Source organism: Brevibacterium aurantiacum (genome assembly GCF_003932995.1).
Taxonomy (GTDB): domain Bacteria; phylum Actinomycetota; class Actinomycetes; order Actinomycetales; family Brevibacteriaceae; genus Brevibacterium; species Brevibacterium aurantiacum.
Window position 1 is genome coordinate 3,378,881 of sequence record NZ_CP025333.1, and the last position, 15,708, is coordinate 3,394,588.

Consider the following 15,708-nt stretch of genomic DNA (forward strand, 5'->3'; position numbering starts at 1 on the left):
GGCCATGACGTCCACCGCTGAGCTCACGAACATCATGTCCCCCGACTGGGCCGCCGCACTGTCCGACCAGGCCGAACGCATCCACGCCATGGGCGATTTCCTGCGTGAGGAGATCGCCGCCGGGCGCAGCTACCTGCCCAGCGGTGACAAGGTGTTCCGTGCCTTTGCCGATCCCCTCGCCGAGGTGAAGGTGCTCATCGTCGGACAGGATCCCTATCCGACGCCCGGACATGCGATCGGTCTGTCCTTCGCCGTCGATCCCGATGTGCGCCCACTCCCCCGGTCACTGAAGAACATCTACAAGGAGATCGAGGCGGACCTGGGCATCGAACCAGCCGCCCATGGTGATCTGCAGGCCTGGTCGCGGCAGGGGGTCATGCTGCTCAACAGGGTGCTCACGGTGTCCACGGGCGAACCTGCATCCCACCGCAGACGCGGCTGGGAGGCCATCACCGAAGCCGCGATCGCGACACTCGTCGACCGAGATCAGCCGCTTGTGGCAATACTGTGGGGCCGGGATGCGAGGAACCTCGCCCCCATGCTGCAATCGGGTCGCTCCGAGGTCGCCATCATCGAATCCGCGCACCCCTCACCATTGTCTGCCAGCAGGGGCTTCTTCGGTTCCCAGCCGTTCTCCCGTACGAATGAGCTGCTCGAGCAGAAGGGCCTCGCGCCCATCGACTGGGGCCTCCCGGCCCAGAACTGATTCCGCAGCCCCAGGTTTGCGTCCTCAGTCTCGGGGCTCGACCGTGTCCAGGGTGATCGTCGATTCGTTCGATCGCGCGGATTCGGCGGTCTTCTCCACGGCATCGGCCTTGAGGTTCTTCAGCGGCCTGGCCAGGTAGCTGCCGAGCACGGCGCCGACAGCCAGTGCCGCATTGGCCAGGATCGCGGTGAACAGCGAGGACAGTCCCACCGCGAAGGACGTCGTCTCCGATTCGGCAACGATCTGATAGACGGCGGTGAAGATCGACAGGCCCTGCAGCAGTGTGTAGATCGCGGGAATCATCAGCACGATGGCGGGTGCGCCCAGACGCAGGGACAGCGGTCGCGCCAGGAATCCTGTCACGGTCGCCGCCAACAGACTGGCCAGGACATTGTCGATGGCCAGTATCGTCAGCGCCGTCATCGTGATGTAGGAGGCGAGGCCGACGAACGCGGCGGGCAGGATGAACCGCCTCGTGGACTGCATGCCGATGACGCCGGCCATGGCCACGACAGCCGCGGCCACCATCGACACGATTGCTGAGATGACGTGGACACTGGTCTTCGGGACTAAGACTTCGATCGCATCGAGTCCGATCGCTTCGCCCGTGACGACCCCCAGGGCAATGCCCGAGACGATGCCAGCCAGGGTCAGGACCACCCCCACCATGCGCCCGGCGGCGGTCAGCGGAAAGTTCGTCAGGGCATCTTGGACCGAGGAATACAGTGATTGTGTGGGCAGCAGCAGGACGATGCCGGCGGCTACCAGGTATTGCGGCGATTCGATGATGCCGAAGTTGCCGGCCACCATCGCCACCAGGGTCGCGATCGCCGCCTGCAGTGCGGTGATGAAGAAGCTCGGCAGGGCGGTGCGGCCGATCATCCTGCCGACCTGACTGATCATGATCGACATGACGATGCCGAGACCGGCAGCAATCGCTCCGCCGCCCAACAGCACGACCAGGCTGCCGACCATCATTCCCCAGGCACCGGTGACGAACCATTCCTGATAGGGACGGCGCTGGTACCGGATGGCGTCGAGGCGACTCCGGGCATCGTTGAATCCCAGATTGCCCGCGACCAGATCGGTGACGAGCTTATGCACGGAGCCGAGCTTCGCGAAGTGGATGGATTCGCCCCGGTTGACGCGCATGACGGTCATGAGACGACCGTCGGACGTCGAATAGTGCACGGTGAGGGTGTTCGAAGTCAGATCCACTTGGGCAGTCGTGAGTCCGAAGGCGGCGCAGGCCGCGATGACGGAGACCTCGATGTCGGAGGTTCCGGCCCCGGCGCGCATCATGATCGCCGCAATGTCGGCGGCGAGGTCGAGGACCATTCTGGCCTCGTCCTCGTTGGGCTCGCTGGCCTGCACCGGAGCCTTGTACGGACTGCCTTTGAGGGCGGTGACGATGGGCACCGGTTGGGTGTTGACCGAGGTGCCGGACACGAGCCTGCCCACGGTGCGCCTGGCCACGCGCTGAGCAATCCGCTGGGAGGCGCCCTTGTGTTCGGCCTTGGGTTTGGATTTGGCCGTCGTCGTCTTCGGTGAACTCGCACCCGCGGGGCTGTCCTCATCGGACTTCAGTTGACCGGTCGGTGCCTCGCGCAGCTCCTGGAGCCGCTGCTGACGGGAGAGTTCGAGCAGTTCCTGCAGTGCCGAGGATCCGGCTTCGGCCTTATTCGTCCCGTGTTCAGGTCCGGACGACGACTGTGCGTCGACCGGTACCTCGGCGGTGGGTGCTTCTTCAGTGTTGTCGTTCGTCACGGCTCACTGATGAGAGTCGGGCCGAATGGGTCCGCAACATCGGCGGTGCCTGCGGCGGCGTCGAATTCGTAGACCTTGCGGCCGGTCACGAACACCTGATCGGCGCGGGAGTTCAGGTCCAGCGGGTCACCGGACCAGATGACGAGGTCGGCGTCGCGGCCGGGAGCCAGCGAACCCAGACGATCCTCGAGGCCGAAGATCGCGGCGGGGTTGATGGTCAGCGCTTCGAGCGCGACGACGGGATCGAGGCCTTCCTTGACTGCCAGGGAGGCTTCGTGGATGAGGAAGTTGATCGGGATGACCGGATGGTCGGTGGTCAGTGCGATGCGCACCCCGGCCTTGGCCAGTGCGCCCGCGGTTGCCAGGGACCTGTCGCGCAGCTCGACCTTCGACCGGCTGGTCATCAGCGGTCCGAGGATGACGTCGATGCCCTTGTCGGCGATGTAGTCAGCGATCTTGTGGCCCTCGGTGCCGTGGTTGATGACGAGACGGTAGCCGAACTCCTCCGACAGGCGGATGGCCGTGGCGATGTCATCGGCGCGGTGGCAGTGCTGGTCGAAGGCGAGCTTGCCCTCGAGGACATCCGCCAAGGTCTCCTTGACGAGATCACGTTCGAAGGGAGTGCCCTCCGACCCGGCGTGGGCGCGCTTGGCCAGGTAGTTCTGGGCATCGACGAAGGCATCTCGGAGGATCTTCGCGGTTCCCATGCGGGTCGATGGGGTGACGTTCTTCTCGCCGTAGACGCGCTTCGGGTTCTCTCCCAGGGCCGACTTCACGGACAGGTCCTGGGTCACGAGCATCTCGTCGACGATCCGTCCCCAAGTCTTCACGAAGGCGGTGCGCCCGCCGATCGGATTGCCGGATCCGGGCTTGATCAGCGCCGAGGTGACGCCTCCTCGCAGGGCGTCCTTGAATCCGATCTCGGACGGGTCGATGCCGTCGAGGGCACGCACGCCGGCACCGTTGGGGTCGGTCATCTCGTTCGTATCGTCACCGGACCAGCCTTCACCATCCTCATGGACGCCGAGGTGGCCGTGGGCTTCGATGAATCCCGGCAGCACCCAGCGTTGCCCGGCATCGATGAGCTCAGTGTCGGCCGGCAGATCCGCAGCGGTGACGGTGCCGGATTCCACTGAGGTGATCGTGCCGTTGGAGACCCGGATCGTGCCGGAATCGATTGGTTCGACACGTTGCCCCTTGGCATCTGCGATGGGCAGAATCCGAGCATTCGTGATGGCGAAATCAGTGATCTCGGGAACCGGAATCGAACGATACATTGTGCTCCTCTTGCAGTTGCCGTCAACGATGAGATCCGTCTCGAATCGAGTCTACGCCAGGCGATCAGCACAGGTCATGACGCGGGGCCACCAGAATCTGTCGCAGTCCCGGCTGATTCCGGCAAGGCCGATTCAGTATAGTTCGGAGTCAGAGAATCAATGAGAGAAGGACCCCAATGCTCCAGACCATCACCTCGTATGTCGCCATCGGCGATTCGTTCAGTGAAGGGCTCATGGACCACAATCCGAGCGCAGACGATCGCTACCTGGGGTGGGCCGACCGCCTTGCTGACAAGCTCGTCGACTCCCCCGCAGGCAGCCCCGAACTCACCTACGCCAACCTCGCCATCCGTGGGCGTCTCATTGACCGGATCATAGAAGAGCAGGTGCCCAAGGCACTTGACCTCAAACCCGACCTGGTCAGTTTCTGCGCCGGGGGCAATGACTGTCTGCGCCCGAAAGCCGATATCGATGACCTGGCCGACCAGTTCGAACGTGCCGTCATCGCCTTTCGCGAGGCCGGCATCGAGGTGCTCATGTGCAACGGCTTCGACACCGAGATCGCCTCACCCCTGATCCGCGCCGTGCGCCCGCGCGTGGGCATCTACAACGCGCACCTGTGGTCGATTGCGCAGCGACATGGCTGCCATATGACTGACGTCTGGGGGCTGCGGCAGCTCTACGCTGGCGACATGTGGGCCGATGACAGAATTCACCTCTCACCCAAGGGCCATGAGCTCGTGGCCAGTCAGGCCCTGGCCACGCTGGAAAGCGGGCATTCCCTGCCGGTGACCGGCTTCGCTATGCCGGCTCGACCGACGCGTCCGATTCGGGCGGCCATGAGCGAAGAGTCCAAGTGGGCACGCGAATACCTCGGCCCCTGGGTCGGCCGACGCCTGCGCGGGCAGTCCTCCGGCGACAAGCTGGATGCGAAGATTCCTGAACTCACCCGAGTGCGCAAACCAGAATGAGCCAGAGCGATCGTTTCGCGGCACTAGGTGCCGCCGGTTCGGCGCTGGACTCGCAGCGGGACTTCTTCCGATGTGATTACGGGCCTGAGGCCGATCAGTTCCTCGAGGTCCACGGCGACCCGAGCACCGCCTCGGCGACGGTGTTCTTCGTCCACGGCGGCTACTTCCGTGAGCGCACGGACCTCGCCCATGCCAGGCCCATGGCCGCGGCCCTCGCCGAGGCGGGGGTGCTGTGCGTACTCATCGAATACCGGCGCGTAGGCGGGCAGCCCAACTGCTCCGCCGACGTCACCGCCGCCCTCACCTTTGCATACGACTCGTTGTCGGACTGGGGCGTCAATGATCGGGCACGGCGCAGTCTCACTGTGACCGGTCATTCGGCCGGAGGGTGCCTGGTGCTGGCGTGGGCGAGCCACCTCCGTACGGACGGGCCCGAGTTCCGACTGCGGCCCTTGGCCCCGGTCACGGACCTGTTCCGGGAGGTCGAGGACGGTTTGGGTGAGGGGGCTGTGCTCGACTACATGGGCGCGAGACCGGAGCAGGATCTGGCACCGTACCTGCGGGAGGATCCGCGCTCGAGGGCGGTACTCATTCCCGCGCGGGCGGATCTGCTCATCGTCCACGGGGACCGTGATGAGACGGTCGACGTCGCATTCTCTCGGACGTTCCCGGCACGGCTGTCCGTCGCCGAGGGCGCCGATCACGCCGATCTCGTCGACCCCGATTCGCCCTATTTCCCGCTTGTGCTTAAGACCCTGCTGAACTGATCTCACGACTCTGCTGAGCTGATCTCCCGGACGTGGGCACGGGCAGGCTCCGCCTGGGTGCGGCGCAGCTGTGCGAAGAGTTCCACGCTTCTCATCCCGGGCCAGTCCGAGGGCAGGGCGCTGGGTGGAAGGCCCGGATCGACGTAGGGGATCGCCTTCCACTCGTCGACGCAGTGCAGCCACAGAACGAACGCCTCACGCGGTTCGAGAGACGACTTCGGCGCTGAGTTCTCTGGCAGTGGGGCTGAGTTCTCCGACAGTGGCGCAGCGTGTTCGTACCGGTCAAGGAATTCGGTGTGCCTGGCAGCCAGGGTGTCCAGCTCCCACCATTTCGCCGCCGCTTGAGCGAAGGGTTCAGCGGTCAGGGGTGTCTGCGTGATGAAGATCGTCGCCCGGTCTCGCACGTCAAGGCCCTCCAGGGCGTCCTCGACTTCGGCGCGCAGATGCCCGGGCGCAATCCACAGCCCGTCGGTGACCGCTCCGAATCCCAACCCCATCAGTGTTCGACGCAGCTGCACCCGCTTCGACCGGTCCACCTCGGGCAGGGAGTAGGACACCAGGCACCAGGGCTCGTCATCTCTCTGACCACGGTAGGTAAAGATCCTCCGATCCCCGCGTTCAAGTCCGGACACGGCCGCCGAGTCCAAACGATATCCGGCTACTGCCTCCCGCTTGTCCGGAATGAGCAGTCCCTTGCCCTTGAGTCTCGACACGGCGCTGCGAGTTGAGGAGTTCGAGACCCCGGCGGTGGCGAGAAGATCGAGCAGGGCAGCGACTCGGATCCAACCGCCCAGGTCACGCAGGTGAAGACCGACGAAGGTCCGCAGCAAAGAGGTGGGGCTGCCGGAGGTGTGATCGAGATCGACGATCGGTCTCAGAGCCCCGGACAGCCTGAAGCGGAACCATGACCGCCCGTAGAGTTCTTCGCGCGCGCCGTGCCCGGACCCGTCGCTGTGCCGGGTCCGTTATCGATGCCGGTGCGGATGTCGAAGAGCTCCGGGAAGAAGGTGAGATCGAGTGCCTTCTGCAGGAAGCCAACACCGCTCGAACCGCCTGTTCCTCGCTTCATGCCGATGATGCGCAGCACCGTGCGCATGTGGCGGTAGCGCCAGAACTGGAAGTTCTCCTCGAGGTCGACGAGCTCCTCGCAGCTTTCGTACTCCTGCCAGTACTTTTCGGGGTTCTCGTAGATGATCCGGAAAGTGTCGAGAAGTTCCTCATCGAAGGTGTGCGCCACGGACACGTCTCTGTCCAGCAGTCGTTGCGGCACCGGGAGTCCGCGGCGGGCAAGGGCACGGAGGAATTCGTCGTAGACGCTGGGCTCGTTGAGGTACTTCTCGAGCTGTGCGCGGGCCTCGGGTTCACCGTCGAAGACCTGCAGCATGCCGGCGTTCTTGTTCCCGAGCAGGAACTCCACGGCCCGGTACTGCCAGGACTGGAATCCCGAAGACTTGCCGAGTTCGTCGCGGAACCCGACGTATTCGCTCGGCGTCAGGGTTGCGAGGACCGACCACTGCTCGGTCAGGGTCTTCTGAATGTGCTTGACGCGGGCAATGCGCTTGAGTGCCAGCGGGAGCTGGTCATCGGCGATGAGACGTCGGGCATCGACGAGCTCATGGATGACCAGCTTGAACCACAGCTCCGTGGTCTGGTGCTGGATGATGAACAGCAGCTCGTCGTGATGAACCGGGTCGCTGACAGGATGTTGGGCGTCGAGCAGTCGGTCGAGGTGAAGATAGGAACCGTAGGTCATCGTCGACCTCAGATCCGTGTGGATTCCGTCTTCAAGATCCCGCTCGTTGTTCTCCGCCGTGGAGTCGTCATGAGTCATGACAGCCAGTGTATTGCAGTTATCGACCGAGAGGATCAGATACGCAACATCATTCCGTTCCCGGCCTGCGCCGTTCAGGGGCTGCAATCTCCCGGACCTGCTCGACGAGGCTCTTCCACTCCCCCGGCATCTCGGTCTCACCGAAACGCACCAGACCGAAGCGACTCTCGATCGCATAGACGTAACAGTCAGCACCAGCACCAGGTCCAGCACCAATGCCCGCCGCCCCACCATTGGCCTTCACCCCGGCACCGCCATCGACGTGCCCTGCCGAGTCATTCGGCCATGGGAGCTCTGCCACCTTCGGTCCGATGCTCGCCCGGTGCTCGCTCGAATCGATGTCGAGGTCCCAGACCAGCAGAAGCCCGGCGATTCCACCGCTGCGCTCGACTATGAGATGGCCGAATTCGCCGGACGCAGGAGACGAACCTTCCTCACTCACCAGCTGCTCCCGACATTTCCCCGCCCTGCACCGCGAGTCACGCCCACGGCATCCCAGCTCTGGACGAGCGCATCGTGGACGTCGGATCCCTCACCGAACTGGGCGACCGCCTCGGCGATGGTCAGGGCTGCGAAGCCCGCGAAATCGGTGCGAGTGGTGATGTCGTCACCGGTCAGCACGGAGTACCAGACCTGCCCCACGGTCTCCCAGGCCTGGCCGCCGAGGCGGGTGGCAGCGAGCGCAAACGCGCGGTTGGGGATTCCGGAGTTGAGGTGGACCCCGCCGTTGTCCGAATCCGTGGTGACGTAGCGGTCCATATGATCAGGCTGGGGATCCTTGCCGAGGACATCGTCGTCGTAGGCGGTGCCCGGCGCAAGCATGGAGCGCAGGGCCTGGCCTGTGACCTCGGGCGTGAAGATGCCGGCTCCGATGAGCCAGGTGGCGTCCCCGGCTTCCTGACCGGAGTCATGCTGTTCAGTCAGGGCACCGAAGACGTCGGCGCAGTGCTCGTTGAGGGCACCGGGCTGCCCGAGGTACTCGAGGTCGGCGGTGTGGCTGATGACGCCGTGGCTGAGTTCGTGGCCGATGATCGACAGCGACCCGGTGAAGCCGGTGAAGACCTCGTCGTCACCGTCGCCGAAGACCATGAGCCGTCCGTCGAAGAAGGCGTTGTCGTAGTCCTGGCCGTAGTGGACGCTGGCGATGAGCGGCATCCCTTTGCCGTCAAGCGAATTGCGCTCGAAGGCCTCGGCGAAGAGCGAATAGGAGGCACCGAGCCCGTCGTAGGCCTCGTTGACCGCCTCGTCGGACACTGCGTCCTCGCCTTCGCTGCGCACGAGGGATCCCGGCAGGGTTTCGGTGCCCTGCGCGTCGTGGATGAGGCGGTTCACCCCGGCGCTGGCGCCGGTGACCTGCGAGTGCATCGCGGCCTCGGAGTCCTGCGCTCCCCCAGCGGACGTGGCCACCGGCGTATAGCGCAGCCCCTCGGCCCGCAGGTTGCGACAGGACTCATCGGAGACCTGACAGCTGCGCGCGGCGCGGGCGGCTCGGGGGAACTTCTCGCCTCCGCGTTCGGCGATCGCATCGAGCAGGTACGGCGGAATGACGTGTCGAAGACTCATATGTCCAGGGTGCCACCTCTGCCCATGCATCGAATAGGAAAATTCGTGCAAACTTTTCCTTGCAAAGACTTCTTTGCAAGCGTATCTTTGCATTATGGCTGACACACCAGATTCCCCGACACCGATCCGAACCCTTGGCCCCGAAGCACTCAAGGGGCTCGCCCATCCGCTGCGCGTCGAGATCTACGACGCGCTGTCCAAGTTCGGACCGCAGACGGCGACCAGCCTGGCCAGCCGGCTCGGCGAATCGACCGGATCAACGAGCTACCACCTGCGTCAGCTCGCCCGCCACAACTTCATCCACCAGGTCGATGGCCCTTCCGGAGGACGAGCGAAGTGGTGGGATCGCTCCCCGGGGGCCATCGATGTCAGTCGGCACACCGCCAAGGAGGATCCCTCCGCTGGTGCCTCGGCCGGCTTCATTCTGCGCGAATGGACCAGAAACGGCACCCGGGCGCTTGAGGACTTCGTCGATGTCCTCAACTCGGATGATCTGCTGCCCGATGTGTGGGCCGATGCCGCGGCGGTCGACACGAGCAACGTGCACGTGACGCCTGCCCAACTGCGGGAGATCAACGATCGGGTTCACAACACGATCGACGCAATCGTCACGGAGTTCCGGGGCCGCAACGACCCCGGCTCCCGTCCCGTGCAGATCCAGTTCAATGCCTTCCCCTTGACCGATGGAGAGGAAACACCATCATGAGCACCCTCATCAGCCCGATCAGACCACCGACCTTCCCACGAGGTCCCGGCAGGATCGTCGAGCGCACGACCACCACCACTCGCGAGATCTTCCTCGACGACCTGCCAGCTACGAAGTCCCGTGCTAATTCAGCCTCCCCGCACAGCTCCGAGACGGCAGCCGAGCTGCTGACTACCTCATCGGATATGCGACTTCACGGGCTCAATCGGGCCATGGTCCGCCTCGGCGTGTGGCTGATCGAAGCAGGCCGCAGGCACGCGCTTCGCCCGGCAGTTGGCCCAGCAGCCCGCGCGGACGAGATCGCACGCCGGGTCGATGCCGCGAAGGCCCACGATATGAGGCACTTCATCGGCCTCCCGAACTGACCCCGTCCTCAAGGCGAGCCCTCATACGTGACTCACGCTTCCACCTCGGCGCCGATGGACGATTCGATCCCATTCGAGTTCGCCGAGATGGCCCGCAGTGACCGTGTCATGCACCTTGGCCCGGGGAACAGAGGTTTCTACACTGAGATCATGACTGATGCGCCAGGAGACCCCGACCTCAGAGACCGCAGGCTCCTCCTCGTCGAGGACGATCCGACTGTCGCCGAGGTTGCGCGCAATTATCTGCGCAACGCGGGCTTCCTCGTCGATGAGGTCGCCGACGGCTTCCAGGCGCTCGAATCCGTCGCCGAGCTGGTCCCCGACCTCGTCATTCTCGATCGGAAGCTGCCGGGCATCGACGGCACCGAAGTGTGTCGCCGTCTGCGCTCGTTCACTGCGGTCCCGGTGCTCATGCTCACGGCGCTGTCCGCGACGGAGGACCGCATCGATGGTCTCGAGTCCGGCGCCGACGACTATCTCACGAAACCGTTCTCTCCTCGGGAACTCGTCCTGCGAGTCCAGTCGATCCTCAAGCGCACCGTGGACGAGTCGACACCGGAAGCACCGTTTCGCTTGGGCCCCTTCCACCTCGACGTATCCGGACGCCGGGTCAGCCGGAACGGGATCCCACTCGAGGTCTCTGCTCGCGAATTCGACCTGCTCGCATTCTTCCTCAAACACCCTCACCAGGTCTTCGACCGGGAGACCCTGCTGCGCTCCGTCTGGGGGTGGGAGATCGGCGACCCGTCGACGATCACCGTGACCGTGCGCAGGCTGCGGGAGAAGATCGAGGACGATCCCTCCCATGCACAGTTTCTGTCCACGGTCTGGGGCGCCGGCTACCGATTCGATGTCGAGGAGGAGCTACGATGATGCTTCCGCTGCCGGAGATGGCCGCCATCTTCCTCGTCGCGATTGTCTGTTCCGCCGGGATCGGGATCATCGGCGTCGGTGCGCTGTGGCTCAGCCGCCGCCGATCGCTGAGAGCGCGCCTGTCCATCATCGTCGCCACGACCCTGGTCTCAGTCCTCACCGGGATGGTCGCAATCTCCGCGGCGATGTACCTGTCCGAGCACGACCTCTATGTGTTCCTCACCGTGGCCCTCGCCTCCCTGCTCTCGACCATGGTCGTGACCTGGTTCCTCGGTCGGCTCATCGCCCGCGAGTACGAGGACCTGCGGAGTCTCACCGCCGAAATGGGTGAGGGCCATCGCCTCGGTGATCTCAGTGACCCGAAGGATGTCTCGGAGACGGCGCTGCTGCGCGCCGAGCTCGTCGCCACCAGCCGCAAGCTCGCGGACTCCCGCGATGAGGTGGCCGCGCTCGATCGCTCACGACGCGAGCTCATCGCCTGGATCGCCCATGATCTGCGAACTCCGATGGCCGGGCTCAAGGCCATGGCCGAGGCTCTCGAGGACGGGATGATCGAGGATCGGCAGCGCTACTATGCCAAGATCCGAATCCAGATCGATCGACTCTCACGCATGGTCGATGACCTCTTCGCCCTGTCACGGATCCAGTCGGGTGCCCTCGAGCTGGAAACCATCGACGTCAGCCTCTACGACCTCGTCTCGGATGCGGTGTCCGATCTGCGACCGGTCGCCGCGGCCAAGGGCATCGCGGTCCATGAGCGCGGACTCACCGACGTCATCGTGGCCGGTGACCCCCGTGAGCTGACTCGGGTGGTCGAGAATCTGCTCATGAATGCCCTGCAGCATTCGTCCCAGGACACCGAGGTCGTGCTCGAGACGAGCCGAAATGGTGAGGGACAAGCTGTGCTCACCGTCAGCGACACCGGCGGTGGGGTCCCGGCCGAGGCTCTCACCGAGGTCTTCACCACCGGGTGGCGAGGCTCTCCGGCGCGCACTCCCGACGACGATTTGATCACCGGGGACCCGACAGTCAATGGCGGTGGGGTCCTCACCGGCAATGCCGGGCTGGGTCTGGCCATCGTCCGCGGCATCGTCGAGGCGCATTCTGGCACCGTCGGGGTCTCCAACACCGAATCAGGTGCCCGGTTCGAGGTGTGTCTGCCCGCAATCGCCCCTGCCGTCTGAGCGACGGTTCTCCGCCGGTGCGGTCGAGGAAGACGGACACAGCGCCGGACTAGACTGGCCTGGTGCTCAAACCCATTCTGTGGCCGGTCCTCGCGCCGTCGCTTCTCTTCGCCGTCGGCATAGGAGCGATACTTCCGGTCATGGTCCTGGGTGCGCTTCAGCTCGGCTCGAGCGCTTCCTTCGCGGCCGCCATCGTCGGCATCATGGGTGCGGTCTCCCTGGCAGCGACGGTGCCGGCCGGGATGCTCATCGACCGCCTCGGCGATTTCCGGGCGATGCTCGTGGCCACGGCCACCGCGGTTGTGGTCCTCGGCGGGATCGTCGCCGCCTTCATCTGGGACTCCCCCGCCTCGCTGATCCTCTACACGGTGGGGCTCATGCTCTTCGCTCCCGTCTCCGATGTGTGGAACCTGGCCCGTCAGGCCGTTGTGGCCGAGGTGATGCCTCCGCAGGATCTGGCGAAGGCGATGACCGCGCTGGGCGGGACTCAGCGGGTGGGCAACCTCGTGGGCCCGATCGTCGGTGCCGGGCTCATGCTCATCTTCCCGCTCTGGTCGGTCTTCGTGCTCTCAGCCCTCGCCGCCGTCGCCGCGATCATCATCATGGCCCTGCCGATCGCCCGCATCCCCGGCTACCCCGACCGCGGATCGGCTGGCACCGAGGCGAGCGCCCATGCGGGTGACGGTGCCGATATTTCGAAGGACCCCACCCTCGCCGAGGAGGTGGCCGGCCATCCGCACAAGCCACCTCGGCCGCGCCTGGAGGTGAGGTGGAAGGCCGTGGTCCTCGTCGGGATCTCGATCATCGCCCTGACCGTGGCCCGATCGGCTCAACCTGTGGTGATCCAGCTCTGGGGCATCGACATCGGCCTCCGAGAATCATCGATCTCCCTGCTCATCGCCTTCGGCGCGGGCCTCGAACTCGTCTTCATGTTCCTCGGCGCATACATCAAGGACCACCTCGGGCGGGTGGCGACCCTGGTGGCCTGCCTGACGATCTTCGGATCCGGATTCGTCGTCATGGTGCTTGTGCCCAGCCTGAGTGGCATGGTCATCGCCGTGGCCATCATGGCCGTGGGCAACGGCCTCGGTGCCGGGGTGAACATGACGATCGGAGCCGACCTGTCACCGGCGATCGGGCGGGCCCGGTTCCTCGGCATCTGGGCGATCTTCTCCAACGGCGGCAAGCTGGGCGGCCCGGCCCTCATCTCACTGGTCATCACCCTCGCCTCACTGCGCTTCGGAATCCTGTTCCCCGGACTCTTCGCCATCCTCGGCGCGGTGTGGGTGCTCATCTGGGCCAAGCAGATCGGCCTGCCCGGTCGAATGCGCCGAGGATAAGCCGAGTCCCGATCCACCCTGAGAATCGGCGAACACCGATTAGGCTGGTGACGACCGGGCACTGAAGAACTCGCTCTCGGAGGCCGGAGTCACCTTCGTCAAGCTCGGACAGATGCTCTCCACCCGTCGTGATGTGCTGCCTCCCGCCTACGTCCACGAACTGGAGTTGCTGCAGACGCAGGTCTCCCCCGAGCCCTGGTCGGTCATCGAACCGGCGATCATCGAGCGCATGGGCAGGCCCTTGAGCGACGTGTTCTCCCGCATCGATGCCACACCCCTGGCCGCAGCCTCGGTGGCGCAGGTCCATGAAGCCACACTGCTCGACGGCACCGATGTCATCGTCAAGGTCCAACGGCCCAAGGCCCTCAACCAGGTCAATCAGGATCTCGACATCATCCTGCGTCTGGCCAGCTGGCTGAACAAGACCACTGTGTGGGGTCAGGATCTGGGGATCGAGAAGCTGGCGAAAGGGTTCGCCAATTCCCTCGAGGAGGAGCTGGACTATCGGATCGAGCTCGGCAATATGCGTGCCATCGAGGACAGCCTCCGGCGATCGGGCAAGTTCTCCGTGACCGTGCCCCACAGCTACCCGGAGTTCTCGAGCGAGAGGCTCCTCATCATGGACAAACTGCCCGGGCGACCGGTGTCCTCGGCGGGGAAGATCCTGGCTGAACTCTCCGATAAGGAGCGAAAAGGGCTGGCCACCACTTTGCTGGGAGCCACACTCGAGCAGATCATCACCGACGGCGTCTTCCACGCGGACCTGCATTCGGGCAACATCTTCATCATGCCCGACGGCGGGTTGGGGCTCCTGGACTTCGGGGCCGTCGGCAGGCTCGACCCGGGAACGCAGACGGCCCTGGGCCTCATGCTCTACTCGATCGACCAGAACGACAGCGCCGGTGCCACGGACTCCATCATCGAACTCCTCGGCCGCCCGGAGAATCTCGACGATCGGGCCGTGGAACGTGCCGTCGGCGAACTGCTCACCCGCTACGGCGGCGGAAGCCAGTCCTATGACGGGCAGAAGCTCTTCGACGACCTGTTCAACCTGGTTCTGGCCCATCGCTTCTCGGTCCCGGCCCCGATCAGCGCTGCTTTCCGGGCACTGGCCTCGGTCGAGGGAGCACTGCTGGTCATCGATCCCACCTTTGACGTGGTCGCCGTTGCCCGCAACGAAGGCAACCGCCTCATGCGCAGCAAGCTGAAGTCGACGAAGATCACCGATGAGCTCCAGCGTCGTGCGATGCAGATCCTGCCGATGATCGACCGCATGCCTCGGCGGATCAACAAGATCACCGAGGACCTCGAGCAGGGCCGTTTCTCGATGAACATGCGCGTGTTGGAGAACCCTTCGGATCGACGGTTCCTCACGAGCCTGTTCCAGCAGCTCATCGTCGCCGTCCTCGCCGGCGCCGCCGTCCTGGGTTCGATCATGCTCATCACCAGCGAGGAGGGACCACTGCTGACCGAAGGCATCCACCTGTACGCATTCTTCGGATTCGTCCTGCTCTTCGGCGGCTTCGTGCTGAGCATGCGCTCCCTCATGCTCGTGTTCAAACGCGGCGTCGACGGTTAGGGCCGCACGCGGCCAACCTCGTCGACTCACACCCTCTCCAGGGCACCTGGTTCTGTATTCTCGCTGGACACAGACGGTATGTTATCGTTTTTCGATACATCGATTAACGATATGAAGCCATTGATTGACGGCACCGAGCTGAGAAGGAGCGCAATGCTCACACAGCACCGGAAGAAGCAGATCAGCACATTCACTGGAGGGATTTTCGCCGCAGGTGTCGCTGTCGCCGGAGTCGACATCTTCCGACCGCTGTTCACCCTCCTCAAGGACAAGCAGATCACCATGCGTCTGCAGGACAGCGAGGCTCATGAGCCGATATCGGAGTCGGTGCATGTCGCCGACACCAACCTGACCGTCCTCATCGACGCATCAGCGGTCTCGACCTGGCCCATCATCACCTATGGAATTGCGGTCGCATTGACGATCATCGGCTTCATCGCCCTCATCATCGGATACGCCGCGTTCATCGCCTCATCCGGCGCAGACGCAGTCGCCTCGAACCGCTGGCCGTTGACGATCCTGATCTCAGGATTGGTCTCTCTCGTCGGCGGGCTCGGAGGCGGCTGGCTGACCGGCTGGATGCAGAGCTATATCGCCTCCGGTCAGGGTCTGACGTATTACGGATATGCACTCAACGAGCAGTCGACGCTCTTCATCACCGTCCTCGCAAGTGCCGTGCTCACGCTCCTCGGGCTCACAGTCTCACACACCCGCGAACTCGAAGAGGAGACGTCGGGCCTGGTCTGAGCACGGCTGCCTTGACGATAGTCAGAGCACAT

At 64.4% G+C, this 15,708-nt stretch carries 16 protein-coding genes; 10 read left to right on the forward strand and 6 right to left on the reverse strand.

Annotated features, from left to right (window positions below; genetic code table 11):
* The first annotated feature begins 4 nt into the window (after nt 1-4).
* Nucleotides 5-706, forward strand: coding sequence for a uracil-DNA glycosylase (locus CXR25_RS15655; protein ID WP_029416622.1), 702 nt, complete (start codon nt 5-7; stop codon nt 704-706).
* Between the two features lie 24 nt (nt 707-730).
* On the opposite strand, the gene CXR25_RS15660 is transcribed toward CXR25_RS15655, so the two are convergent.
* Together CXR25_RS15660 and CXR25_RS15665 are read right to left on the reverse strand one after the other, a co-directional pair.
* Nucleotides 731-2,473, reverse strand: a complete 1,743-nt coding sequence (locus CXR25_RS15660; protein ID WP_069600859.1) for a threonine/serine exporter family protein — start codon at nt 2,471-2,473, stop codon at nt 731-733.
* Complete coding sequence (locus CXR25_RS15665) at nt 2,470-3,750, reverse strand: amidohydrolase (protein WP_009881867.1); 1,281 nt, start codon at nt 3,748-3,750, stop codon at nt 2,470-2,472. The genes CXR25_RS15660 and CXR25_RS15665 overlap by 4 nt, the downstream gene beginning before the upstream one ends.
* Before the next feature lie 176 nt (nt 3,751-3,926).
* On the opposite strand from CXR25_RS15665, the gene CXR25_RS15670 reads away from it, so the two are divergent.
* On the forward strand, nt 3,927-4,721 hold the full coding sequence (locus tag CXR25_RS15670) for an SGNH/GDSL hydrolase family protein (RefSeq protein WP_009881866.1): 795 nt from the start codon (nt 3,927-3,929) through the stop codon (nt 4,719-4,721).
* Nucleotides 4,718-5,488 (forward strand): alpha/beta hydrolase, encoded by a 771-nt coding sequence (locus tag CXR25_RS15675; protein ID WP_009881865.1) that lies wholly within the window; start codon nt 4,718-4,720, stop codon nt 5,486-5,488. Before CXR25_RS15670 ends, CXR25_RS15675 begins: the two co-directional genes overlap by 4 nt.
* Before the next feature lie 2 nt (nt 5,489-5,490).
* On the opposite strand, the gene CXR25_RS15680 is transcribed toward CXR25_RS15675, so the two are convergent.
* From CXR25_RS15680 to CXR25_RS15695, 4 genes are read right to left on the reverse strand one after another with little or no spacing between them, the layout of a single operon-like run.
* Entirely contained in the window at nt 5,491-6,318 is an 828-nt protein-coding gene (locus CXR25_RS15680; protein WP_226829625.1) for a PaaX family transcriptional regulator, read from the reverse strand.
* 44 nt (nt 6,319-6,362) lie between these two features.
* The gene (locus CXR25_RS15685; protein WP_009881863.1) at nt 6,363-7,319 is read right to left on the reverse strand and encodes a tryptophan 2,3-dioxygenase; all 957 of its coding nucleotides are present in this window, start codon (nt 7,317-7,319) and stop codon (nt 6,363-6,365) included.
* Nucleotides 7,320-7,368: 49 nt separating this feature from the next.
* Nucleotides 7,369-7,761 carry a hypothetical protein gene (locus CXR25_RS15690; RefSeq protein ID WP_125240781.1) on the reverse strand — a complete coding sequence of 131 codons (393 nt, stop codon included), beginning with the start codon at nt 7,759-7,761 and terminating at the stop codon, nt 7,369-7,371.
* Complete coding sequence (locus CXR25_RS15695) at nt 7,758-8,882, reverse strand: M4 family metallopeptidase (protein WP_096157545.1); 1,125 nt, start codon at nt 8,880-8,882, stop codon at nt 7,758-7,760. The genes CXR25_RS15690 and CXR25_RS15695 overlap by 4 nt, the downstream gene beginning before the upstream one ends.
* 94 nt (nt 8,883-8,976) lie before the next feature.
* Here CXR25_RS15695 and CXR25_RS15700 point away from each other — a divergent pair, with 94 nt between their 5' ends.
* The 7 genes from CXR25_RS15700 (at nt 8,977) to CXR25_RS15730 (ending at nt 15,676) form a co-directional block, all read left to right on the forward strand.
* Nucleotides 8,977-9,588 carry an ArsR/SmtB family transcription factor gene (locus CXR25_RS15700; RefSeq protein ID WP_009881861.1) on the forward strand — a complete coding sequence of 204 codons (612 nt, stop codon included), beginning with the start codon at nt 8,977-8,979 and terminating at the stop codon, nt 9,586-9,588.
* Nucleotides 9,585-9,953 carry a hypothetical protein gene (locus CXR25_RS15705; RefSeq protein ID WP_125240782.1) on the forward strand — a complete coding sequence of 123 codons (369 nt, stop codon included), beginning with the start codon at nt 9,585-9,587 and terminating at the stop codon, nt 9,951-9,953. Before CXR25_RS15700 ends, CXR25_RS15705 begins: the two co-directional genes overlap by 4 nt.
* Before the next feature lie 150 nt (nt 9,954-10,103).
* On the forward strand, nt 10,104-10,826 hold the full coding sequence (locus CXR25_RS15710) for a response regulator transcription factor (protein WP_035278265.1): 723 nt from the start codon (nt 10,104-10,106) through the stop codon (nt 10,824-10,826).
* Nucleotides 10,823-12,010: a sensor histidine kinase gene (locus CXR25_RS15715; protein ID WP_083248833.1), complete on the forward strand. Its 1,188-nt coding sequence runs from the start codon at nt 10,823-10,825 to the stop codon at nt 12,008-12,010. The genes CXR25_RS15710 and CXR25_RS15715 overlap by 4 nt, the downstream gene beginning before the upstream one ends.
* A gap of 62 nt (nt 12,011-12,072) precedes the next feature.
* Nucleotides 12,073-13,350 (forward strand): MFS transporter, encoded by a 1,278-nt coding sequence (locus CXR25_RS15720; RefSeq protein WP_081448512.1) that lies wholly within the window; start codon nt 12,073-12,075, stop codon nt 13,348-13,350.
* A gap of 112 nt (nt 13,351-13,462) precedes the next feature.
* Nucleotides 13,463-14,929 carry an ABC1 kinase family protein gene (locus tag CXR25_RS15725; protein WP_009881855.1) on the forward strand — a complete coding sequence of 489 codons (1,467 nt, stop codon included), beginning with the start codon at nt 13,463-13,465 and terminating at the stop codon, nt 14,927-14,929.
* A gap of 153 nt (nt 14,930-15,082) precedes the next feature.
* The gene (locus CXR25_RS15730; RefSeq protein WP_009881854.1) at nt 15,083-15,676 is read left to right on the forward strand and encodes a hypothetical protein; all 594 of its coding nucleotides are present in this window, start codon (nt 15,083-15,085) and stop codon (nt 15,674-15,676) included.
* Nucleotides 15,677-15,708 lie beyond the last annotated feature (32 nt).